At 70.8% G+C, this 21368-nt stretch carries 23 protein-coding genes; 17 read left to right on the top strand and 6 right to left on the bottom strand.

Going from position 1 to position 21368, the window contains the following annotated elements; translation table 11 throughout:
• Positions 1–2: 2 nt before the first annotated feature.
• Positions 3–1235: a lanthionine synthetase C family protein gene (locus ABIA38_RS03485; protein ID WP_424636883.1), complete on the top strand. Its 1233-nt coding sequence runs from the start codon at positions 3–5 to the stop codon at positions 1233–1235.
• Entirely contained in the window at positions 1217–3238 is a 2022-nt protein-coding gene (locus ABIA38_RS03480; protein ID WP_424636882.1) for a thiopeptide-type bacteriocin biosynthesis protein, read from the top strand. Before ABIA38_RS03485 ends, ABIA38_RS03480 begins: the two co-directional genes overlap by 19 nt.
• A 116-nt stretch (positions 3239–3354) precedes the next feature.
• Here ABIA38_RS03480 and ABIA38_RS03475 read toward each other — a convergent pair whose 3' ends face one another.
• From ABIA38_RS03475 to ABIA38_RS03460, 4 genes are all read right to left on the bottom strand, one after another.
• Positions 3355–3714: a hypothetical protein gene (locus tag ABIA38_RS03475; RefSeq protein ID WP_424636881.1), complete on the bottom strand. Its 360-nt coding sequence runs from the start codon at positions 3712–3714 to the stop codon at positions 3355–3357.
• 281 nt (positions 3715–3995) lie between these two features.
• Positions 3996–4613: a hypothetical protein gene (locus tag ABIA38_RS03470; RefSeq protein WP_424636880.1), complete on the bottom strand. Its 618-nt coding sequence runs from the start codon at positions 4611–4613 to the stop codon at positions 3996–3998.
• A gap of 94 nt (positions 4614–4707) precedes the next feature.
• Positions 4708–5028, bottom strand: a complete 321-nt coding sequence (locus ABIA38_RS03465) for a hypothetical protein (RefSeq protein ID WP_424636879.1) — start codon at positions 5026–5028, stop codon at positions 4708–4710.
• 455 nt (positions 5029–5483) lie between these two features.
• Positions 5484–5738 carry a hypothetical protein gene (locus tag ABIA38_RS03460; protein ID WP_424636878.1) on the bottom strand — a complete coding sequence of 85 codons (255 nt, stop codon included), beginning with the start codon at positions 5736–5738 and terminating at the stop codon, positions 5484–5486.
• A gap of 111 nt (positions 5739–5849) precedes the next feature.
• On the opposite strand from ABIA38_RS03460, the gene ABIA38_RS03455 reads away from it, so the two are divergent.
• The 11 genes from ABIA38_RS03455 (at position 5850) to ABIA38_RS03405 (ending at position 13485) form a co-directional block, all read left to right on the top strand.
• Positions 5850–6668 (top strand): helix-turn-helix domain-containing protein, encoded by an 819-nt coding sequence (locus ABIA38_RS03455; RefSeq protein WP_424636877.1) that lies wholly within the window; start codon positions 5850–5852, stop codon positions 6666–6668.
• Complete coding sequence (locus ABIA38_RS03450; RefSeq protein WP_424636876.1) at positions 6665–6862, top strand: DUF397 domain-containing protein; 198 nt, start codon at positions 6665–6667, stop codon at positions 6860–6862. Before ABIA38_RS03455 ends, ABIA38_RS03450 begins: the two co-directional genes overlap by 4 nt.
• 326 nt (positions 6863–7188) lie before the next feature.
• Positions 7189–7332 carry a hypothetical protein gene (locus tag ABIA38_RS03445; RefSeq protein WP_424636875.1) on the top strand — a complete coding sequence of 48 codons (144 nt, stop codon included), beginning with the start codon at positions 7189–7191 and terminating at the stop codon, positions 7330–7332.
• Positions 7333–7335: 3 nt separating this feature from the next.
• Positions 7336–7554, top strand: a complete 219-nt coding sequence (locus ABIA38_RS03440) for a DUF397 domain-containing protein (RefSeq protein ID WP_424636874.1) — start codon at positions 7336–7338, stop codon at positions 7552–7554.
• A 396-nt stretch (positions 7555–7950) separates the two neighbouring features.
• The gene (locus tag ABIA38_RS03435) at positions 7951–8343 is read left to right on the top strand and encodes a hypothetical protein (protein WP_424636873.1); all 393 of its coding nucleotides are present in this window, start codon (positions 7951–7953) and stop codon (positions 8341–8343) included.
• Positions 8344–8490: 147 nt separating this feature from the next.
• A complete protein-coding gene (locus tag ABIA38_RS03430; RefSeq protein WP_424636872.1) occupies positions 8491–9393 on the top strand; it encodes a JmjC domain-containing protein in 903 nt (300 codons plus the stop codon).
• Positions 9390–10292 (top strand): aldo/keto reductase, encoded by a 903-nt coding sequence (locus ABIA38_RS03425; protein WP_424636871.1) that lies wholly within the window; start codon positions 9390–9392, stop codon positions 10290–10292. Before ABIA38_RS03430 ends, ABIA38_RS03425 begins: the two co-directional genes overlap by 4 nt.
• Entirely contained in the window at positions 10276–11115 is an 840-nt protein-coding gene (locus ABIA38_RS03420) for a hypothetical protein (RefSeq protein WP_424636870.1), read from the top strand. The genes ABIA38_RS03425 and ABIA38_RS03420 overlap by 17 nt, the downstream gene beginning before the upstream one ends.
• Before the next feature lie 349 nt (positions 11116–11464).
• Positions 11465–12559 carry an RNA ligase (ATP) gene (locus ABIA38_RS03415; RefSeq protein ID WP_424636869.1) on the top strand — a complete coding sequence of 365 codons (1095 nt, stop codon included), beginning with the start codon at positions 11465–11467 and terminating at the stop codon, positions 12557–12559.
• Positions 12560–12633: 74 nt separating this feature from the next.
• A complete protein-coding gene (locus ABIA38_RS03410) occupies positions 12634–13125 on the top strand; it encodes a YbjN domain-containing protein (RefSeq protein ID WP_424636868.1) in 492 nt (163 codons plus the stop codon).
• Between the two features lie 72 nt (positions 13126–13197).
• Positions 13198–13485 (top strand): prevent-host-death family protein, encoded by a 288-nt coding sequence (locus ABIA38_RS03405; RefSeq protein WP_424636867.1) that lies wholly within the window; start codon positions 13198–13200, stop codon positions 13483–13485.
• A gap of 120 nt (positions 13486–13605) precedes the next feature.
• Here the strand turns inward: ABIA38_RS03405 and ABIA38_RS03400 are convergent, their stop codons facing one another.
• Entirely contained in the window at positions 13606–14763 is a 1158-nt protein-coding gene (locus ABIA38_RS03400) for a pyridoxal phosphate-dependent aminotransferase (protein ID WP_424636866.1), read from the bottom strand.
• 232 nt (positions 14764–14995) lie between these two features.
• Between ABIA38_RS03400 and ABIA38_RS03395 the strand changes: the two genes are divergently transcribed.
• Both ABIA38_RS03395 and ABIA38_RS03390 read left to right on the top strand, forming a co-directional pair.
• Positions 14996–15502 carry a DUF2617 family protein gene (locus tag ABIA38_RS03395; RefSeq protein ID WP_424636865.1) on the top strand — a complete coding sequence of 169 codons (507 nt, stop codon included), beginning with the start codon at positions 14996–14998 and terminating at the stop codon, positions 15500–15502.
• A 152-nt stretch (positions 15503–15654) separates the two neighbouring features.
• Complete coding sequence (locus ABIA38_RS03390) at positions 15655–17226, top strand: polyamine aminopropyltransferase (RefSeq protein WP_424636864.1); 1572 nt, start codon at positions 15655–15657, stop codon at positions 17224–17226.
• A 64-nt stretch (positions 17227–17290) separates the two neighbouring features.
• Here the strand turns inward: ABIA38_RS03390 and ABIA38_RS03385 are convergent, their stop codons facing one another.
• Positions 17291–18496, bottom strand: coding sequence for a lipid II:glycine glycyltransferase FemX (locus tag ABIA38_RS03385; RefSeq protein WP_424636863.1), 1206 nt, complete (start codon positions 18494–18496; stop codon positions 17291–17293).
• A 311-nt stretch (positions 18497–18807) separates the two neighbouring features.
• Here ABIA38_RS03385 and murJ point away from each other — a divergent pair, with 311 nt between their 5' ends.
• Together murJ and ABIA38_RS03375 are read left to right on the top strand one after the other, a co-directional pair.
• The gene (murJ, locus tag ABIA38_RS03380; RefSeq protein WP_424636862.1) at positions 18808–20487 is read left to right on the top strand and encodes a murein biosynthesis integral membrane protein MurJ; all 1680 of its coding nucleotides are present in this window, start codon (positions 18808–18810) and stop codon (positions 20485–20487) included.
• Between the two features lie 87 nt (positions 20488–20574).
• Positions 20575–21348 (top strand): CoxG family protein, encoded by a 774-nt coding sequence (locus ABIA38_RS03375; RefSeq protein WP_424636861.1) that lies wholly within the window; start codon positions 20575–20577, stop codon positions 21346–21348.
• Positions 21349–21368: the final 20 nt, after the last annotated feature.

Here is a 21368-nt window from a genome sequence, read left to right as displayed (position 1 = left end):
CGATGACCAAAGCGCCGACCACACCACCGCTACGGCCGGCCGTAGACGCCTGCCTGGCGCGTCTTCCCCGACCCGGCACGTCCTCCGCAGAGCCGCCGTGGCGGGCACACTCCCTCGCCGGCGGCGACATCGGGATTGCGCTCGCTCACGTCGAACGCGCGCTCAACGGCGCTGACCCGTGGCGCCACGCCCACCGATGGATCGAGCAGGCATGCGCGGCACCGGTCGGCTGTGGTCCGGACACCGGCCTGTTCCAGGGGCTGCCGGCGATCGCGTTCGTCCTCCATGCCACCGGCCGCCAACCACGCGCACTTGCCGACGCCCACGCCGCACTCGGCCACCTCGCCCACGGGCGTGCCCAGGCCGCCCAGGCCCGGATCGCCGCCGGCCGACCGACCGCCTTCCGCGAGTACGACGTCTTCTTCGGCCTCACCGGGATCGGCGCGCTGCTGCTACGTCTGGATCCCCACGGCGGCGCCATGGAACATGTCCTCACCGTGGTCGTCGCTCTCACCCGCCCCAGCCGAATCGACGAACCCTCGCTGCCCGGCTGGTGGACGGGGCACGACCCGCACCGCCTACAGTCGCCGCAATTCCCCGGCGGGCACGCGAACTTCGGCATGGCCCACGGCATCACCGGCCCGCTCGCCCTGCTCGCACTCGCCGCCCGCAACGGAATCGCGGTCGACGGCCAAGCCGAAGCCATCGCCACCATCCTCGAATTCCTCGACACCTGGCGACAGGACGGACCGAACGGCGCCTGGTGGCCACAGTGGATCGGCCGTTCCGAACTCACCGCCGGGCGACCTTCCCAGACCGCGCCCGGTCGGCCCAGTTGGTGCTACGGCACCCCCGGCATCGCCCGCGCCGGACAACTCGCCGCCATCGCCATCGCCGACACACACGCCCGAAGCACCTACGAGAACGCCCTCGCCGCCTGCCTCGCCGACCCCACCCAACAAGCCCTTGTCACCGACGCCGGCCTGTGCCACGGCGCCGCCGGACTCCACCAAACCGCCTGGCACGCGGCCCGCGACGCCCGCAACCCCGACCTCGCCGCCCTCCTCCCTGCGGCGGCCCACCGACTCCGCAGGCTCGCGAGTCGACCCCACGACCACGGACCAGGCTTCCTGGAGGGCGACGCCGGAACCCTCCTCGCCCTCCACACCACGACCCTGGACCTCACCGACCGGCCACCCGCCTCCGGATGGGACGCATGCCTGCTCCTGACCTGAACGCCGACCCCACCGACACACCCGACTGGCTCCAGGTCCAACTCCACTTCGCCGACTGGGAATCGGCCAGGACGACCGCCGCGACGTGCCTGCTTCCCGTGCTGGAGACCGCGACCACTCCCGGCGGCACATGGTGGTTCATTCGCAAACACCCCCACTGGCGAGTCCGGCTGCAACTCGGTGCACGGTACGACCAGGCCCGGCAGCACACCCGGCTGGCGCAAGCCCTCGACGGCCTCACCCACGAGGGAAACCTTCGCGGTTGGTCCACCGGCCACTACGAACCCGAGACCACGGCGTTCGGCGGCCCCGAAGCCATGGCCGCCGCACACACCCTCTTCGCCGCAGACAGCCAGGCCATCCTGCGCCCCGTCCCCGACCTGCCGCTCGGTCCACGCGAGCTATCGATGCTGTGCTGCGGCGCTCTCCTCCACGGAGCCCGATTGGAGCCGTACGAGATTGGCGACGTCTGGGCCAAGGTCACCCACGACCGGCCACTGCCCCCCGACACCGCGCCCGCACGCCTCGATACCGTCATCGCGGCGGTACGAACGATCCTGCGCACCGACCCCGCCCCCGACGGCAACGCCTTTGGCAACCGGCGCCCCCTGGCCGCCGCTCGCAGCCAAGCCCAGGCATTCCACGCCTGTGGGGAAGCCTTGGCCCGCCTCGCCCGCAGTGGCCGTCTGCAACGCGGACTGAGATCGATCCTCGCTTACCACGTGATCTTCCACTGGAACCGGGCCGGACTCTCCACCCGCCAACAAATCCTCCTCGCCTACGCCGCCCGGCACACCATCCTCGGCCCACCGGCGCTGGCCGAATCCTCACCCACCCGGCGCAAGAGCCCACCACGACGGCCGGCCTCGAACATCGACGTCGACCACGCCACAAGCCACTTCCCCCTGCTGCCACCCGCCCGCCCGAGCTGCCCACCGCTGCCGGAGCGCATGCAAACCGTCCGCGACTACGCACACGCCGCCACCACATCCGACGACCCGGATGAACGCATCGACTGGGCCTGCAGCGCCTGGAACCTCACCGCCCTCATCGCCGCGGACGGCGGCCTCCCCGGCCTGGCCGCAGACCTGTCCCGCCAACAGTTCGAACTGCTGTGGACCGCCTGGCCGTTGCCCGCGCGAGCCGCCATCGCAGCCCTTCAACCACTGATCAACCTCGCGCGCCTCCACGGACGCGGCAACCGTCCCGAGGTCATGTATCGCGTACTCACCGACATCGAGCACGCCCTGGAGCACGACGGTGCCCGGGCGATCCACGACACCACGATCACCCTGGGAGGACTCACCGCCCCGCACGACATCGAACCGGTCCGCTCCTGGTACCGGGCCGTCCTGCTCCGAGACGGCACCCGAGCCCTGGCCGGCACCGGGGACTGGACCCGCACCGCCGCACACGCTGCCATCCATGACCCCACGCCCGAACGCCTGCACGCGGCAAGGCAGACACGGATCATTGCTCTCGTCACCGCAGGCGACCACACCGGCGCCCTCTCGGTTCTCGACAACACCGACCGCGTCGAGCACGACGAACCGGTCGCCGCTGCGCTACGCGCCATCGTCAACGCAGCAGCGGAGCGCCCGCACCACGCCGAACTCACCGATCTCGTCGCCCGGCTCTCGGCCGTCACGGCCGGTACGGCCGAAGAGCAGGGTGAAACTACGCTGCTCCGCGTCCGCCTCGCCCACATCGCGGACGACCTCGGAGCCGGGCCGAACCGAATGGCCCACCTGTGGATGCACCTCGCCCGCCAGATCCTCGAAACCTCCGATGCCTATGCCGCACAGGCAGCCCTCGCCGTGCCCACCTGCCGCGCGACCCTCAACCCAGAGCACGTCACCGCACTCGACAACCTGGTCAACCAGGCCGGGATCGGTGGCCCACCCCTCCGGATCCTGGACGCCCTCGCCACCCTGACCGGCGCGCTGAAGACCGCCGCTACTGTCTTGACGGGCTGCGGTTGTTCGAGGACCTCCCCACCCTGACCGACCGAGCTCGGGCCCGGCCGGCCGGCGAGTCCACGCTCACGAATGCCTCGGGCGGACACCCGCGCCGCATGTCCTTTTTCGCGTGCCTGACCGACGCCCAACCCCGCCGATGCTCACCAACACGCCTCAACCCTCTTCGCCTGATTCGTGTGCAACCTGAGCTGATCGCCGGGCACGAGGTAGTCGAACGGGACTACCCACCAACCGCGCACTCGGTAGTAGACGCCGGATGGGTGCTCGATCACTTGCACGACGAGGCAGCGGGGTACGTGTTGGTGGATCGGCCCGTCCTCCGCCGTGACAGTGCGCACCGACCGGTGGCGCCCGGTCACGTATTGCCCGCGTCTGAACCGGACTTCGGGCTCCTCGTCGGCCGACGGCTCGAAGTCGCGTACGGCTACTGCCGCTGCTCTGGGGGGTGGTGTCGCGGCGTTTCGGGGGTGGAACGTCTTCCACTCGGCGTAGTCGGCCATGCCTTTCCGTCCTTTCGTCCGGTCGGTCGGTGGGTGGCCGGGGCCGGCCAGTGCGATGGGGGTGGGCGGCTACCGGTGCCGGAGGGTAGCCGCCCTGTTCGGCACGCCGATGTGCCGAATCGCCTCTCTGCCGACCGGACCATAGGAGGACGGAGAGGGGACTGCGACGACGTACCGCCGGTCTCGACCAACGACCCACGGCGGTATGGTCGTTGCCGGGCAGGCCCCGACGCCGAGGTGAGGTGGTGCCAGCCTGCGGCCTGCGGCTTGTGGCGGACCGGCTACCCGGTGCCCTCGAATGCGATCAGGGGAAAGGTGGTCGCACCGCCGACCATCACCCGCAGCAGTTCCGCCAGGTGTAGCGGTGGCTCCCAGGTGATTTGGCCGAGTGCGGCGGCGCCGATCAATGCGGCTCCGAGTGCTTGCGAGATCGAGGCTGTGGCCGCGCGCGTGAGTGGGGTGGTGGCCCGGCGGCCGTGCCGGGTGGCCGTTCGTAGCGGAGGCAGGACGAGGCCATTCGCCTCCGCCGTCCCGCCCCATGTTCCCCCTACCTGCTGCGGGTCGACTGCCACGTCCACCCCGCGCCAGTCGAGCGGGGAGGTGGTGTGCCGGTCGGGCCATGCTCTCGCCACGGACTCCGCGCCCGTCAGGCTCTCCGACGCCGGCCACTCGGCGGGTCCGCGCGATGCGACCGGGAGGAGCCGGGCGTGATCCTCCAGGTACGCATGCCAGCCGAGCCCGGCCAGGTGCCATCGGGCGGAGCTCAGCAGCCAGTCCGCTCCCCGGATCAGGGGGAGGACGTCGGTGTCCGTTTCCGCCACGAAGGTGGTGTAGGCGAGGGAGCGGGCGTACGCCGGGTCGATCACCGTGTGCCTGTCGGGGAGGGGGAGCGTCACCATGGTGACCGCGACGGGAGCCGATCCGGTGGACCGCCAGGAGATGGCCCCGCCCGCGAACCGGGACCGGTTCCGGAACCCGATCCTGGGCCATCGGTCATTGCTGTACGTCAGCACGCTGCGACCCCGCCTCGGCCTCCACCGCCGCCGCCCGAAGACGGGCCGCTTCCTCGTGATGGGCGATCGACCGCTCCACCCTGCGCTGCTCCTCGCCGTCCAGGTGCCGCAGGCGGATCGCGCGCACGGTGTACGGCTCGGACCTGGTCGACACCGTGATCAGCGGCCCCTCGCGGTGCGGTCGGCCGTCGACGTCGGGCGTGTGGTCGATCGCCGCGACGTGTCCGTAGCAGGGGTTCACCATTCGGGCGCGGGCGACCCATTGCCCTACGACGAAGAGGTCGTCGTCATTCGTATCCATGTCCATGTACATGCCTTCCCGGGCATCGATATCAATTGGCGTAGGCGGCCGGGACGCGCGAGGGAGCCGCTCCACGCGTCCCGGCGGTTCGAACAGGGCTCAGTTGGCGAGCGGTTCGACCGGCACGACGCCGGTGCCGGTGCTTCGCCGGGCTGCCCGCCTGATTCGTGATCTGCACCCGACCGGGCATGCCAGGGACGTTGGCGCCGCGCACCGCTGACAGCGGCCAACGACCCACGGCAGTACGGAAGGACAGCAGGCAGGCCGGTCCGCCGAGGGCACGGCCGGGCGCACCCTGTCCGACGGCATGACCCACATCTCGCCACCATCGAACGGCTGGACCGTGAGCCGCTGACCGGTCGGCATGGGCTGGGCCATGAGGACTCGGCCGGGGTGCCGCACCGCGCGATGCGCCTCGTCCACCGGCTCTACCCAGTCACCCTCGTGGTAGGTGGTCACTTCGTGTGGGTGGCGAAGTCAGCCTCGTCGTCCAACACTTCGAGGAAGCCGCAACGGGTCTGGAACTCAAGGCCGTTCGTTAGCTTGACATAGCCCTGAGAGCCGATTACGTCCACGAACTTGCCTACGCGGCCGGACAATCGATCACGAACCTGTTTGTTGGCGTGGTCGGCCCAGAAGCGGGTCACGTCGGCCTTGGTCCAGTCGATCGGGTCGGTGGGATACGTCTTCGGTGTGGCGTTGGGGGGCATGGCCGTACCTCTCACAGGTTGTTGCTTTCCGTGTTCTAAGCGTGACGCCGCCGGACTACGATCAACAGACGGGCGCTGTGGCCCCAGCGCCAGACAACAAGGGGACTTGGCATGGTCGAGCGCGACGTTGCAGACGACGATTCCGCCCGTGATGTGCTGGCAAGTCAGCTAAGCCGACTGCGTGACGCGAGCGGCAAGTCACTTGCCCAGTTGGCGGAGGACACCAGATACGACCGCTCGTACCTACACCGTCTCGAAACCGGGGAACGCCTGTCCGAGCGACCGGTCATGAAGGCGCTGGACGACGTGTACAAGACGGGCGGGCTGCTGGTGTGGCTGTGGAAGCGCGCCCGGAAGGAGGCATCCAGGGAGCGCTACAAGGAGTTCATGGCGTGGGAAGCCCAAGCCGCGATCATGCACAAGTACATGGTGGCGATTCCCGGCCTGATACAGACGGAGGCGTACGCCAGGACCGTCCTGTCATCCCAACCGATGGCGACTGTGGACGAGTTGGAGACGCAGGTCGCGGAGCGCCTGGCCAGGCAAGACCTGCTGCATCGCGATCCCCCGCCGAGTGTGCGGGTCATCTTGGACGAGGCGGCAATCAGGCGACCGGTCGCGGACGTGAAGGTGTGGCGGGCACAACTGGGGCACATCGTCGAGGCCGCGCAAAGCCCGAACATCGTTGTTCAGTTGCTCCCCTTCGCAGCCGGGTCACACGACTTGATGGGCGGCTCTCTGTCGCTGTTGTGGATGCCGGACGGAACCGCTGTTGCCTACCTCGAAGGCAGCAAGTCAGGTGCCGTTATTGAAGATCCGACCGAGGTCGCGCAACACCGATTGTCCTACGATCGAGTACGAGACTCGGCGCTCTCTCCGAACGAGTCTGTGAGCTTCATCGAGCAGGTCATGGAGGAAAGCACATCATGAACCAACGCCCCACCCTGAGCGCCGCGACCTGGCGCAAGAGCAGCTACAGCAACGGGGGTGATGCGAACTGCGTGGAGGTAGCCAACGGCGTCCCGGGTGTTGTCCCTGTCCGAGACAGCAAGGACTTGCGTGTTGGTCACCTCCTCGTGCCGGCGGCTTCCTGGGCCGCCCTCACGGCGTCCCTGAACGCCTGACGCGCCACCAAACGCCCCGTGTGCCCTGTCCGGAGGGCTGCGGGGCGTAGTGCTGTCGAGGTTGTCCGTCCTGGGCGTGCGCGGCGAACCGCCTGTGTCCTGATGTGTCCCATCCTGTCCCCGGCCGCTGGTGAATCATTGGTGGCGTGACGTAGGCGCAGGGACGTGAAGTAGCGCCAGGGAAGCGCGCTACTTCACCGCACCGCCCTCTCGGCAACACACTGGCTGTAGCCGAGTCATGACGCACACCGAGGCAAGCCTATGAACGAGCACCACGACGAGCACGAGCGCGAGGTCGACGGGCACGACGGGCTGACGTTCCGTTCGTGGGCGGCGGCGAAACGATCGAGACGCCGGCCACGACCGCGGGCATACGTGAAGTGCTACCGGAAGACCAACGCGACGAGTTCACCAAGACGATCGAGGCCATTCCCGCATCGCGCTCATCGAACATGTGTCAGGAGAGCTGAACAGTGATTGAGAACGTCCATCCGCGCTCCGCGTCGGTCCCGACTCGGGCGATATGGCGGACCTCGTCCTACTCCAACGGGGGAGGGGAGTGTGTGCAGGTCGCCCATGTCACCCACGCCACACAGACGGGAGTGCGCGACAGCAAGTTGACGAACGGCCCCATCCAGAGTTTCGGCGCTGCGGCTTGGACCGCACTGCTTTCCGAGCTCAAGCGCGACTGATCCGACGCGCGAAGTAGGCGATGGTCCCCTTTGCGGGCGTCCTTTCGCGTCTGCGGCCTCTCCGGCGGGAGAGAGCTGGTCCCGAACGGCCCTCGGTGCCCAGGCATGTGCCGCTGATGCGGCGTACCAAGGTTGGTAACTACGTTGCCCCGTCCGGCTGTTCGCGGCCGAGCTGGGCATCTTGGCGCCGGGGCCGGCCGCGTCCGGGCGGCGGGCGACGAACACTCCCCGCGTCCTCGTGCGTTCCGTCGTGTCCCCGGCCGCCGGTGAATCGTTGGTCGTGTGTGATGTAGGGCTGGGACGTGAAGTAGCCCCAGGGGCAAGTTACTTCACCGCACCGCCCTCTCGGCAGCACACTGGCTGTAGCCGGGCCATGACGCACATTGAGGGAAGCCTATGGACGAGCACACCGACGAGAACGAGCGCCGGGACGGGCCGGAACCGGACGGGCGCACGTTCCGGACATGGATCAAGGACGAGTTGATCGAGATTCCGGCCACGATCGCGGGCATCCGCGACGCGCTTCCGGAAGACCAACGCGACGAGTTCACCAGGGCCATCGAGGACACGCCCGCACGGGACATGCTCTTGGTTCTGAACCAGTGGTCGCGGCGGACACGCCCCGAAATTGACGAGGCCATCCGGCAGGCGCACGACTGGGTTCAAGGGATCCATGAAGAGGCAGACGCAATGACGATCATGGGGGAGGATCGGAATGTCGTACTCGGTCACGTACAGTCCCGCCTGCGAGAGGGCCCGCCGGAACCTGACAACGGCGCAACTACGTGATCTCGACGAAGGCATGGCCCGCATCGCCCAGGATCCCTACGGGTGCGGCTCGACACCCACGTACCACAAGGACCGGCGCGAAGCGACGTGCCGCAGCGTGATCGTGGTCTACCAGATCACGAACAACCAGCGGCCCTGCACGAGCAGTTGGCCGCCGGGGCCACCCTCGTCCTGGACGCCGCCGACGAACTCCACGCCCGCATCGGCGACCTCGCCGCCCAGCTGGAACGCGACTTTCGCACTGCGGTGCAGGCCAACCTGTACGCGTCGTGGACCGCGAACGAAGGCTTCGGAACCCACTGGGACGACCACGACGTCGTTGTCGTCCAGGTCGACGGCACCAAGCGGTGGCGCCTGTACGGTCCTACCCGTGTCGCGCCGATGCACCGCGACGTCGAAGCCCCCGAACCGCTACCCGACGAACCGATCGCGGACCTTGTACTCACCCCTGGCGACACGCTGTACGTGCCGCGCGGCTGGTGGCACGCCGTCGCCGCCGAGAATGGCGGGGGGTCCCTGCACCTGACCTTCGGCCTGCAAAGCACGACCGGCGCCGACCTGATCGGCTGGCTCGCCGACACCCTGCGCACCCACCAGGCGGTACGCGCCGACGTGCCGCGGCTCGGAACGGCACGACAGAAGCAGGACTTCGCCGAAAGCTTGCTCAAGCTCATCACGACCGAGCTCGAAACCGAGGGTGTGGTCGATCGATACGCCGAGTTCCGGGACGCGACCGAACAGCCCCGACAGGCCCCTTCGCTTCCCTATGTCGACGGCGTGCCTGCGTCGCCCGGGCTGCCGGTGAGACTGCTCGTCTCACGGGCATCGGTGACCCGTGACCCCGACGGCCAAGTCGTACTTACGGCAGGGGGCGAGGAGTGGATCTTCGCTGCGCAGGTGCACGCGATGCTCGCCCTTCTCCTGGACGGCCGTTCCTATCGGCTCGGCGAGCTCGCCCAGGCGTCGGGGGTGCGGGTCGAACAGGCCGCCGCCGTGGTCACCGAGCTGGTGGCCGGCCAGGTCGCGCACGTCGGGACGGTGACCACATGACGGCCACGCTCGCGTTGGGTACCTATCGCTGCCGCGATGTGGCGCTCGCGGCGAAGGTCGCGGTGGCGGCCGGGGTGGAGTGGATCGACACAGCGCCGAACTACGGGGCCGGGACGGCCGAGCGCGCTCTGGCGCCGATCCTTGCGGCGCACCCCCGAATCCGGGTGTCCACGAAGGTCGGCTTCATGACCCGGGAGGTCGCCGCCGAGGCACTCGCCGCAGGAGTCCTGAACCGACGCGAAGCGGGCACCCGGCACAGCCTGGCGCCCGAGTTCGTACGTTGGCAGATCCACCGCAGCCGCTCCGAACTCGGGCGACGACCCGACGTCGTATTCCTCCACAATCCCGAACACGCCTCGGAGGGCAGTCGCGAGGCCCGAGCCGCGCGGCTGCTGTCGGCGATCGAAGCCCTCGAAGAAGCGGCTGCCGAGGGCGCGATCGGCGGCTACGGCATCGCGACCTGGACCGGCTTCTCCACCGGCCGGTTCGATGTCGAGACACTGTTGTCCATGGCGTGGACCGTGGCCGGTGAGGGGCACCACCTGCGGGCGGTGCAACTCCCCGTTTCCCTGGTCCACCTCGAACCGGTCGTCGCCGCAATGGCGGGCGGCGGCGTGCTTCGAGACGCCCTCGCAGCGGGCGTCGAGGTCTTCGCATCGGCCCCACTGCACGGAGGCGAGCTGCCCGTGATGCTCACACCCGAGGCCGTCGAACTCGTCGGCGACGGACTGACGGCCGCGCAGGCCGCCCTGATCGTGCCGGCATCCGCGCCGGGAGTGTGTCGTGTCCTGCTCTCCAGCAGCGACCCGAAACACTGGAGCGACGCCATGAGAGCCTGTGCGCGTCCGCCGCTCGAACCGAGTCGACTCCGAAGGATCAGCGATGTTTTCGCCGCCTGACGACCCGCGCGAAGTCGCCTTGATGCGCGATGCCTACCGGCGTTCCGCAACCGCTCTCACGGTCGTTCCCGACGACGGCACCGAAGTGTGGGGATGGCGCGGCAGGACCCTCAGCGGGCCCGTCGCCGGTGATCACGGCCTCGGGTGGCTGCGACTCGTCCGTGCACCTGCCGACAAGGCGGGCGGCCGGTTGTGGCTCGGGCCGGAGGACGCCGAGAAAGCTATCCCGGACTCCGCACCGAGGCCCCGATTGCGCGGCGTCGAGGACTGGGCCGACGGCGACCACGCCTTCCGAGCCGAACTCCACGACCGCGTCACGGCCCGCCCGATCACCACCGCCGGCCCCGTACTCCGCGAAGACCCCGGACTCGACGACACGTGGTGGCACGACCTGCGCCGGGCACTCGACCACATCGCCCCCGTGACCACCGACCGCATCGCCCTGCGCCAGGCATACGTCGACCGCGCCATGCCCGAATACCTCGGACGCCCGATCGACACGACCGTCCCCGCCTGGAGCACCGCCCACGGCGACCTGCACTGGGCCAACCTGACCGCACCCCGGCTCGCCATCCTGGACTGGGAAGGCTGGGGCACCGCCCCGGCCGGCTACGACGCCGCGATGCTCCACACCTACAGCCTCCTCGTACCGGACGTCGCGGCCCGAATCCGGAGCGAACTCGCGCACGTCCTGAACACCCCCGCAGGCCGATTCTCCGAACTCGCCGTCATCACCCAGCTCCTCCAGACCACCACACGCGGCGACAACCTCGACCTGGAACAACCCCTGCGCGCCCGCGCACGGCAAATTCTCGATGCCTGACCGTTTTCGATTTCTTCCAGGAGCGAAGCCGACGGGAATCGGCGGAGGTGCGGGCCACAGCGTTGCCGGCGCCCACGAGGACGACGTTGCCGAGGTAATCAGCGAACTGACCAGCAACGTCTACGTTCACGGCCACCCGACGAGCGCCGTCCTGGTGACCACCCACACTGTTCCGGCGGCGCGGGGCGAACCGTGTTCACCCGCATCCCATGCCGTCCCGGGCCGCCGGTAATTCGTTGGCGACCCGGCCCGGGTACGCGCGACCGTGGAGTCCGGAGCCCACGGACAACGCACAACGCACAACGGGCGACGGGCAACAACCAACGGGGAAACGGGGAAGGGGCGACCCATGTCCACACTCAAGGTCACGGTCGAGCGATTGGTGGTGCACCCGCACCCGAACGCCGACGCGCTGGAACTGGCCCAGGTCGGGCTCTACCGGGCCGTGGTGGCCAAAGGCGCCTACGTCACCGGTGACGTGGCCCTCTACATCCCGGAGCAGGCCGTGCTCCCGGACCCGCTGATCGAGGAACTCGGGCTCACCGGGCGGCTGGCCGGGTCGGCGAAGAACCGGGTCCGGGCGATCCGGCTGCGCGGCGAGTTGTCCCAGGGCCTCGTGTGCCGCCCGGCCGCGCTCGCCGACCTGGACCTCGACCTGGAGACCGCGCTCGCCGACGACGAGGACTTCGCCGAACTGCTGGGCATCGTCAAGTGGGTGCCGCCCATCCCGGTGCACATGAGCGGCGACATCGTGGCCGCCGCCGATCTCCTGCCCTGGGTCGAGATCGAGAACGTACGGCGCTACCCGGAGCTGTTCACGGCCGGCGAGCCGGTGGTGGCCACCGAGAAGATCCACGGGACCGCCTGCCTCTACACCTACGTGGCCGCCACCGGCGAGAGCTTCGTGTCCTCGAAGGGCTTCGGCGCCAGGTCGCAGGCGCTGGTCCGGGACGAGCAGAACCTCTACTGGCGCACCGTGCTCGCCCACCAAGTGCCCATCGCCGCCGCCGAGTTGGCCGCGCGGTTCGGTGCGGCCCGGGTCGGGGTGTTCGGCGAGGTGTTCGGGCAGGGCGTACAGGACCTGGCCTACGGCGCACAGGGCCGGTCGGAGCTGCCCGGCTACGCGGTGTTCGACGTCGCGCTCGCCGACGAGTCCGGCGCGGTGCGGCACGTGCCCGCCGAGGAACTGGCCGAGCTGCTGGGCGACCTGGCCACCGGACTACCCGTGGTGCCCACCCTCTACGCCGGGGCCTACGCCGAGGCCGCGCTGTTGGCCCTGGCCGAGGGGCGGGAGACGGTCTCCGGGACGACTGCGCACCTGCGCGAGGGGATCGTGGTCCGGCCCGCGCGCGAGCGGTACAGCGACGTGGTCGGCGGGCGGGCGATCGGCAAGATCGTTTCCGAGGCATACCTGACCCGCAAGGGCGGCACCGAGTACGAGTGAGAGCGCCGGCGCGGCCCACCCGGCTGGGCCGAATGAGAGAGGATGGCGTCGATTACGTCTGGAGAGGATCCTTCATGAGCATCGACCCGTCCTCGCTTCCGAGGTCGACCTTCGTTCCGGCCGCCCCGGTGGTCAAGCCGTCGGCGGACCTGATCAATCAGGTCCTCGACGAACTTCAGGTGAACCATTTCACCGATGACGAGGGCGACATCTGTGCGCCCTGGGATGGCTTCCGCGTCTATTTCATGCTGCGCGGCGACAAGCACGAGATCTTCACGGTCCGGATGTTCCTGGACCGTGCGTTCGACCCCGCCGACAAGCCGCGGATGCTGGAGCTGCTCGACGAGTGGCACCGCCAGTTCTTCTGGCCCAAGGTCTACACCCACGAGCACGAGGCCCAGCTGCGCCTGATCGGCGAGGCCCAGCTCGACTGCGAGCCCGGCATCAACCGCGAACTCTTCGTGTTCACCACGCGCGCGTGGATCAGCACGTGCATCTCGTTCGCCAACTGGATCACCGAGCAGTACGGCCCGGAGGAAAAGCCGGCCGCCGACGACGAGGCGTAGCGACGGAACACTCGTGTGTGTGGGGGCCGACCCGGCTCCCACACACACGCCGGCCGTTAGGCGGTTGCTCCGATGAAGTACGACGACAGGGCGAAGTCGCTCCCGCTCGCGCTGCCCGAGGTGTTCCCGTGGGCGCGGCATCCGGACGCGGACGAGGTCCGAGCGTTCACCGTCGAGCTGCTCGACGCACTGGTGTCCGACGCCGCCGAGTCGGGGACGGGGGAGGCCGTGCATCGCGCGGTCGTTTCCTGGCGCGCCACGGCCCGCATCAATGCCGACCCCGACCAACTCAGGGCGGCGCTGCGCCCGCTCGACGCCGACGTCCTCGGTGAAGCCGAGGTGCGCGGTGGACCCGGGTGAGCTCCGGCTGGTCGGCAGGCGTTCGGACCGGCCGGAGTTCACGTCGGTCGTGCCAGCAGTAGGTGACCGGTCCGGCCGCCGAGCAGGTCGCGAGCCGCTCAAGGCCGGCCACGGCCCCGGTCACCCCGTCGCCGCCAGGCGCTTGGCGGCCTCCTGCAACACCTCCGTGCGCTTGCAGAAGGCGAAGCGGACCAGCGGGCGGCCCACTTCGACGTTGTCGAAGAAGACCACCTCCGGGATGGCCACCACCCCGCGCAGTTCGGGCAGTCGGCGGCAGAAGTCCAGGCCGTCGGTGTAGCCGAGTGGGGTGATGTCGGTAGTGGTGAAGTAGGTGCCCTGCGGCTCGTAGACGGTCAGGCCGGCCGCCCGCAGGCCGCCGCCGAGCAGGTCGCGCTTGGCGCGCAGGTCGTCGCGCAGGTCGGTGAAGTAGGCGTCCGGCAGGCGTAGCGCGTGGGCGATGGCGGGCTGGAACGGGGCGCCCGAGGTGTAGGTCAGGAACTGCTTGGTGGTGCGCACGGCCGCGATCAGCTCGCGCGGCGCGCACACCCAGCCGATCTTCCAGCCGGTGAACGAGAACGTCTTGCCCGCCGACGAGATGGTGACCGTGCGCTCGCGCATGCCAGGCAGCGTGGCGATCGGGATGTGCTCGCCGGCGTAGACCAGGTGTTCGTACACCTCGTCGGTGACCACGATCAGGTCGTGCTCGATCGCGACCGCCGCGATCGCCTCCAGCTCGGCGCGGGTGAGCACGGTGCCGGTCGGGTTGTGCGGGGTGTTGAGCATGATCACCCGGGTGCGCTCGGTGACCGCCGCGCGCAGTTCGTCGAGGTCCGGGCGGAAGTACGGGGGGCGCAGCGTGACGCCGACCCGGCGCGCACCGGCCATCGCGATGCACGCCGCGTACGAGTCGTAGAACGGTTCGAGCGCGATCACCTCGTCGCCGGGTTCGAGCAGCGCCAGGAGAGCCGCGGCGATCGCCTCGGTGGCGCCGGTGGTGATCAGTACCTCGCCGTCCGGGTCGAAGGTCTGGCCGTAGAAGCGCTGCCGGTGCTCGGCCACGGCCAGGCGTAGGTCGGGGATGCCGTCGCCCGGCGGGTACTGATTCGCGCCGTCGCGCATCGCGGCGACCGCGGCTTCGAGCACCTCGGCGGGGCCGTCGGTGTCGGGGAAACCCTGGCCGAGGTTGATCGCGCCGGTGCTGCGGGCGAGGGCGGACATCTCGGCGAAGATCGTGGTGCCGAGGCCGTCCAGGTGTCGGGCCAACAGGGGTCGGGTCATCCGTACGGCTCCTTCGCGGGTTCGGCTCTGGGTGCCCATCCTCGCGTGCGGGCCCGGGCGGCTCACAGGGTGCCCTTCACCCGTTCGTGTGAACGGCTTTCACCTTTACGGGTGACGACGGTGTGCCTTCGGGCCCCTACCGTGAGTCATGTCCCCTGGTTTGCAGCCGATTGTCACCCCCGGGAGCCTCCCGTGTGGGTCTTCCCCGTTGCCCGGACAGATGAGCGCGAGAATGCACGCCACACTCACCACCTCGTATACCGACACCCGCGCGGACGCCCTCGGCTGGTGCCTGGGCCTGCCGCCGCTTCCCGCGTTGGCCGCACGCGCCGTCGAACTCGGCGGACTGAAGCTGGATTTGCGACTCCTAGGCGCCTCGCACCAGATGCTGATCACGGCCGCGCGCGGCGGAGGAGACCCGGTGTCGGAGACCGTCGCCTGCGTACCGGGCGCGGCCACCCCGCTGCCCGCCCGCGCGGCGACCCGGCTCGGCCGGTGGGAATACGAGTTCACCGCGCTGACCCAACAACTGGGCGCCGGCGCCTTCGTGGCCCGGGTCCGGGAGATCGTCGCCCTGGCCACCGGCCACGAACACGGACTGATCGGCGAGTATCCGGGCCTCCCGCACGCGGTCACCGCGATGGTCGTGGATCCCTGCGGCACCGGCGCGGTCTGGTCCACGTGGCACACCTACCCCCAGGAGCGCCGCATCGTGAACACCCGGAGCCGCGCGATGTGACGACCGGCCGCACCCGAACTCGGGCGCGCAGCACGCCGGCCCACGCCCGAGGGCTTGAAGACACGCCCGAGCCCCGCGCTCGCGTAGTCGGATCGGGTGAACCCTCGGCGCGTCCGACCTCCCCCGGCCGTGGCGCGCCTACCCTGCTCGGCGTGAGTTCCTCCGCGCCGCGCGCCGTCACCCTGGTGCGCGCGTCGGCGGCCCCGCCCCGGCGGGCAGGCCTCGGCGCGGGTGCGGCGCGGGGCGTGTTGTTGTTCGCGGTGCTCGTGTGCGCGGCCTGCGGGCTGGTCTACGAGCTGGCGTTGGCCGCGCTCGGCGGGACGCTGGGCGGCGATCCGGTCGTGGAGACCTCGATCGTGCTGTCGGTGATGGTCTTCGCGATGGGCGTCGGCGCGCTCGCCGCCAAGCCGCTGGCCCGCCACGCCGCCGCAGCGTTCCTGGTCGCCGAACTGCTGCTCGCCGCGTGCGGCGGGTTGTGCGCGACCGCGCTCTACGCCGGGTTCGCCTGGTACGACGTCTACCGCTGGCCGATGATCGCGGTGGCGGGCGTGCTCGGGCTGCTGATCGGCGCCGAGATCCCGCTGCTGATGACCCTGGTCCAGCGGATCCGGCCACAGGACGCGGGCAGCGCGGTGGCCGACCTGTTCGCCGCCGACTACGTGGGCGCGCTGATCGGCGGCCTGCTCTTCCCGTTCCTCCTGCTGCCGCACCTCGGTCAACTGCGCACCGTGCTGCTCGCCGGCATGGTCAACGCGATCGCCGGCGCGCTGGTGGTGCTGTGGCTCTTCCGCGCCGATCTGCCCACCCGACTGCGGCCGGCCCTCTACGCGGCGGTGGGCGCGGTGCTCGCCCTGCTCACCGGCACCTGGCTCTACAGCCCCGCGTTCGAACGGGCCGCCCGCGACGCGCTCTACACCGGCGACGTGGTGTCCGCGCACGGCGACGTGGTGGTCACCCACACCGACACCGGCCCCGAGTTGTACGTGTCCGGCGAGCGGCGCGTGTCGGCCGCCGGCGCGAGCGAGACCGCGCAGGCCCTGGTGCACCCCGCGATGGCCGGGCGGCACGAGCGGGTGCTCGTGCTCGGCGGCGGCGACGGACTGGCCCTGCGTGAGGTGCTGCGCTACCCGGCGGTGCGCGAGGTGGTGCTCGTGGTGGCGGCCGTCGGCGAGACCACCCCCGCGCGTACCGACCCGGCGCTGCGCGCGCTCGCCGGCGACGCGTTCGCCGACCCCCGGGTGCGGGTGGTCGGCGCGGACGCCTTCGGCTGGGTACGCGGCACCGCCGAGCGCTTCGACGTGGTGGTGGCCGACCTGCCCGGGCCCACCGTCGGCGCCGCCGCGCGGTTGTACACCCAGGAGTTCTACGGCATGACCCGGAGCGTGCTGCGCCCGGCCGGCCGCCTGGTGGTGCGCGCCCCGGCCCCCGACGCGCACCCGCGCGCGTTCTGGTGCGTGGATGCCGGCCTGCGGGCCGCGGGCCTGTGGACCGTGCCGTACCGGATCACCGTGCCGGGCCCGGCCGGCCGGGGCTTCCTGCTCGCCGCGCCCACCCCCGGGAACGTGCTGCGGGCCGCCGACGACGCGCCGGATCCGGCGGTCGTCCCGTTCCTGGCCGCCGGCCGGCTCGCCCTCGCTGGCCGCTTCCCGCCGCAGGAGGCCCGGATGGACGTACCGCCGGCCACCCTGAACAACCCGCGCATCGCCGATTACGCACGCGAGTGAACACCGGCGAGGCCGGTCCGGATCACCCGGAGCGCCGCCGACCATGCGCCCGAGCGCGCACCGGTCAGCGGATCGACAGGTAGGCCCGGAACGCCTTGTGCAGCGCGGGCATCACCGGATATTCCCACTCGCCCAGGTTCTCCACGACCCGCCCGTTCGTACCCAGCTTCCAGCGCAGCACCCCGAACAGCCGGTCGTCCGGGTCGATCACCGGACTGACCCCGCGCATGTCGTAGACCGGGACGCCGCGTTCGTGCACGTCCCGGATCATCCGCCACTGCAACGCGTGGCTGGGCCGCACCCCACGCCCGTGGTCCGTGGACGCGCCGGTCTGGTACCAGACCCGCGAGCCGGAGCTGATCAGCGTGTGTGCGGCCAGCAACCGGTCCTCGAAGCGGGCCAGGTAGAGCTTCATCCGGCCCGCCGACTCGGTGTTCAGCGCGCGGAACTGGCGCTGGTAGTAGGGCAGTTCGCGGCCGAGTCGAAAGCCGTTGCGGCGCTCGGTGACCTGCAACAGCTCGAAGAACGCGGGCAGGTCCTCGTATCCGCCCACGCTGATGTCCACACCCGCCTTGTCCGCCTTCGAGATCGCCCGCTTCCACTCCTGGTTGAAGCCCGCCTTCACCTGGTCCAACGGGCGGCCCTCGAACGGCAACTCGAAGGTGTAGCGCGGCTGTGCGTCCGCACCGTCCCCGGACGCGCGCCACCCCAGGTCGCCCAGCCGCAGTGCGACCGTCGCGCCCAGCGGGTCGATCTCGTCGGGGGTGACCCGGTCCAGGTGCTTGAGGCCGTGCCGGACCGCGTCCTTGACGGTCTGCGCCCGCCATCTGCGATGCGCCAGCGGCGGTCCCATCCGGACGGTGAACACGTGGCGCGCGCGCAGGTGTTCGAGCAGCGGGGTCAGCCAGCGCTCCGGCTTGGGGTCGGTCCAGTCGATGACCGGACCCTCGGGCAGATAGGCGAACCAGTACGGCACCTTGGGCATCTTGCGGTACAGCACCAGGGCCGAGCCGACCACGACCCCGTTCGTGTCGTACCAGCCGATGCCCTCACTGCGCCAGGTGTCCTTGACCACGGCCCAGGACGGGTATTGCAGGAAACCCGCGTCGCCGCGCGCGTCCAGATGCGCGAGGTGCGCGTCCTGCGGCAGCGGGCCGACCCGCAGCGCGGAGCCGGCCGACCCGGCGGGCGGCAGCACACCGGCGTCGGGCACGACGGGAAGCGCGGGAACGGCAGCGCGCGCGGGCGGCGCGGGGAGCAGCGTGACCACGGGAGGTCTCCTCGGGGACGGAGGGATGCGGGTAGCCCCGCATCCCTTAATGAGCCCGTGGCAACGGGGTTTCGTCACCGAGAAATTCGGATGCAACAGAAGTGGCCTCTCGGGGACTCAGACAACGGGGGAGCATGTCCGAAGCCCCGATCCAGGCCGAATTGGAGTCGTTTGTGAGCCATGTCGTCTCGGCTCCGCCGCGCGGCAGGCACGCTCGGGGTACGGATCGTGATGCCCGGTCCGGAAAGCGTGCGACGGAGCCGGCGCGCCCGGCCGAACCGGCACGCGGCCGGGCCCGAGGGGGCGGTGCGGTGGGCAGGGGACGGTCGGTGCTGCGCGGCGGCGCGAGCCTCGCGCTCGGCTCGGTGATCTCCCGGCTGACCGGCTTCGCGCGCAGCGCCACGGTGGTCGCGGCGCTCGGCACGGGGCTGTTCGCGGACGGCTACAACGTCGCCAACACGGTGCCCAACATCCTGTACATCCTGCTCATCGGCGGTGCGCTGAACTCGGTCCTGGTGCCGCAACTGGTGCGCGCGGCCCGCCGGGACGCGGACGGCGGGGCCGGCTACACCGACCGGCTGCTCACCGCGGTCGGCTGTCTGCTGCTCGCGCTCACCGTCGCAGGCGTCCTCGCGGCGCCCGCGATCGTGTCCGCCTACGCCGACTACGACGGAGCGCAGCGCACGCTGACCATCGCGCTGGCCCGGATGTGCCTGCCGCAGATCCTCTTCTACGGCGTCTTCGCGCTGGTCGGCGAAGTGCTCAACGCGCGCGCCCGGTTCGGGCCGATGGCCTGGACGCCGATCCTGAACAACATCGTGGTGATCGCGGTGTTCGGGTCCTTCCTGCTGGTGGCGCACGACGTGCGGGACGCGCAGAGCATCACCCCCGCGCAGATCCGGCTGCTCGGCCTGGGCACCACACTGGGGATCGTGGTGCAGGCGGCGGCCCTGGTGCCCTATCTGCGCGCGGCCGGCGTGCGCTATCGACCGCGCTTCGACTGGCGCGGCCACGGATTGGGCGCGCCGCTGCGGATGGCCGGCTGGGCGGTCGCCCTGGTGGGCGTCTCGCAGGTGGGCTACTGGCTGGTGACCCGGCTCGCGGTCGAGGTGTCCGACCGGGCGGTCAAGTCCGGACTCGGGCACGGCGTGGGCTACACCGCCTACTCCAACGCGCAGTTGTTGTGGATCGTCCCGCACGGCGTGGTCACCGTGTCGATCGCCACCATGCTGATGCCCCGGATCAGCCGGGCCGCGGCCGACGGACACCCGGCGGCGGTCCGCGAGTTGGTCTCCCGCGGCCTGCGGCTGAACGCGCTGGTGATCGTGCCGGTGTCGTTCCTGTTCTTCGCGCTCGGCCCGCAGGTGACCGCGCTGGTCTTCCAGCACGGCATCACCACCGAGGCGGACACCCGGGCGATGGGCCTGATGTTGACCGCGTTCGCGCCCGGGCTGATCGCCTACTCGGCGCAATACCTGATCCAGCGCGGCCTCTACGCGGTACAGGACGCCCGCACGCCGTTCTGGGCCAACGTCGCGATGACCGCGGCCGGGGCACTGTTCTCGCTGCTGGCCTACTGGACGCTGCCGGTGAAGTGGGCGGTCACCGGGATGGCCGCCGGGTACAGCGCCGCGCAGGTGATCGGCCTGGTCTGGCTGGCCCTGGTGCTGCGCCGCCGACTGGGCGGCCTGGACACGCTCCGGGTGGCCCGCACCCATCTGGGCCTGGCCATCGTGTCGGCCGGCGCGGGGGTCTGCTCGTGGTTGGCGGCGCGGTGGTGTGCGCAGGTGCTGGGCAGCGGACCGCTGGGGGCGGGGGTCGCGTTGGCCGGCGCCGCGGTGTTGTTCGCTGGGCTCGTGGGGCCCGTGGCCTACCCGAGGGCGCGCCGGCTGCGGTTGCCCGAGGGGCCGCCGGTGCCGGATGCCGAGCCCGACGCGCGCCCGCGGGTGATCGACCCCGACGCGCCGACCGGGCGACACCGGCGGGTGTGATGGGGTGGGCGGTAGCGGTCGGCCGTCCGGGCCGGTCCGAGGTCGCGCGGGTGGACCGCCGTCCGCCGCGCGGAACGGGGAGAACGGATGCAGTACGAGGTCGTCGTGCCGATCCCGGTGCGCGCGATATGGGAGACCTTCCACGACGCCGAGCGGCTCGGCCAGTGTGTTCCCGGCCTACTGCTCGACCGGCCGGCCCGGGACGGGGCCGGGGGCGTCGAGCTGATCGGCCGCTGGCGGTTACGGGTGGGCGCCGACACGGTCGCCTATCGCGGCACCCTGCGGCTGGTCGACGCGGCCGAGCCGCTGGCGCTGACCGCGACCGTCGAGGGCGCGGAGGAGGGCGGGGCGGGGCGACTGGACGCGGAGTTCACGATGCGGCTCTACGACCTGAGCGCGGCCGACGACGGGGAGTCGGACCGGGGTGGTGAGACCCGGATCGTGTTCACGGCCGAGCCGGGGCCGAAGGTCGAGGCCGATGCCGATGCCGATGCCGATGCCGAGGCCGCCGCTGGCACCGATGCCGAGACCGAGGCCGAGACCGACTCGGCTCGGCGAGTCGCCTTCGGCCGGGCCGCCGACCTGTTCGCCGCCGCGCTGGCCGACGAGCTGGCCCCGCCGCCGGACACCCCGTTCGAACCGGTCGAGCCGATCGCCGAGCCGTTCGCCGGACCACGCACCCGAGTTCGCCCGGCGCCGCCGGTGTCCGTACTGTCCGCCGAACCGGATCTGTGGTCCGAGGCCGGCCGCGGCACGGGCCGCGTCGCCCGTCGCGCGCTCGGTGTACTGGTCCCGGTGCTGGGCGCATTGGTGGTGTGGCGCCTGGCGCACGTCCGCCGCCGCAACACCGCGCGGACCTGAACGCCGGCCGCGCCGCCCGT

This window comes from Embleya sp. AB8, assembly GCF_049739465.1.
GTDB lineage: Bacteria > Actinomycetota > Actinomycetes > Streptomycetales > Streptomycetaceae > Embleya.
This window is presented reverse-complemented; position numbering and strand designations above follow the sequence as displayed.

Coding starts and splice junctions, on each gene's coding strand:
- ABIA38_RS03485 (WP_424636883.1), top strand. CDS start 3: ATGACCAAAGCGCCGACCACACCACCGCTACGGCCGGCCGTAGACGCC.
- ABIA38_RS03480 (WP_424636882.1), top strand. CDS start 1,217: ATGCCTGCTCCTGACCTGAACGCCGACCCCACCGACACACCCGACTGG.
- ABIA38_RS03475 (WP_424636881.1), bottom strand. CDS start 3,714: ATGGCCGACTACGCCGAGTGGAAGACGTTCCACCCCCGAAACGCCGCG.
- ABIA38_RS03470 (WP_424636880.1), bottom strand. CDS start 4,613: ATGGTGACGCTCCCCCTCCCCGACAGGCACACGGTGATCGACCCGGCG.
- ABIA38_RS03465 (WP_424636879.1), bottom strand. CDS start 5,028: ATGGATACGAATGACGACGACCTCTTCGTCGTAGGGCAATGGGTCGCC.
- ABIA38_RS03460 (WP_424636878.1), bottom strand. CDS start 5,738: ATGCCCCCCAACGCCACACCGAAGACGTATCCCACCGACCCGATCGAC.
- ABIA38_RS03455 (WP_424636877.1), top strand. CDS start 5,850: ATGGTCGAGCGCGACGTTGCAGACGACGATTCCGCCCGTGATGTGCTG.
- ABIA38_RS03450 (WP_424636876.1), top strand. CDS start 6,665: ATGAACCAACGCCCCACCCTGAGCGCCGCGACCTGGCGCAAGAGCAGC.
- ABIA38_RS03435 (WP_424636873.1), top strand. CDS start 7,951: ATGGACGAGCACACCGACGAGAACGAGCGCCGGGACGGGCCGGAACCG.
- ABIA38_RS03425 (WP_424636871.1), top strand. CDS start 9,390: ATGACGGCCACGCTCGCGTTGGGTACCTATCGCTGCCGCGATGTGGCG.
- ABIA38_RS03420 (WP_424636870.1), top strand. CDS start 10,276: ATGTTTTCGCCGCCTGACGACCCGCGCGAAGTCGCCTTGATGCGCGAT.
- ABIA38_RS03415 (WP_424636869.1), top strand. CDS start 11,465: ATGTCCACACTCAAGGTCACGGTCGAGCGATTGGTGGTGCACCCGCAC.
- ABIA38_RS03410 (WP_424636868.1), top strand. CDS start 12,634: ATGAGCATCGACCCGTCCTCGCTTCCGAGGTCGACCTTCGTTCCGGCC.
- ABIA38_RS03405 (WP_424636867.1), top strand. CDS start 13,198: ATGAAGTACGACGACAGGGCGAAGTCGCTCCCGCTCGCGCTGCCCGAG.
- ABIA38_RS03400 (WP_424636866.1), bottom strand. CDS start 14,763: ATGACCCGACCCCTGTTGGCCCGACACCTGGACGGCCTCGGCACCACG.
- ABIA38_RS03395 (WP_424636865.1), top strand. CDS start 14,996: ATGCACGCCACACTCACCACCTCGTATACCGACACCCGCGCGGACGCC.
- ABIA38_RS03375 (WP_424636861.1), top strand. CDS start 20,575: ATGCAGTACGAGGTCGTCGTGCCGATCCCGGTGCGCGCGATATGGGAG.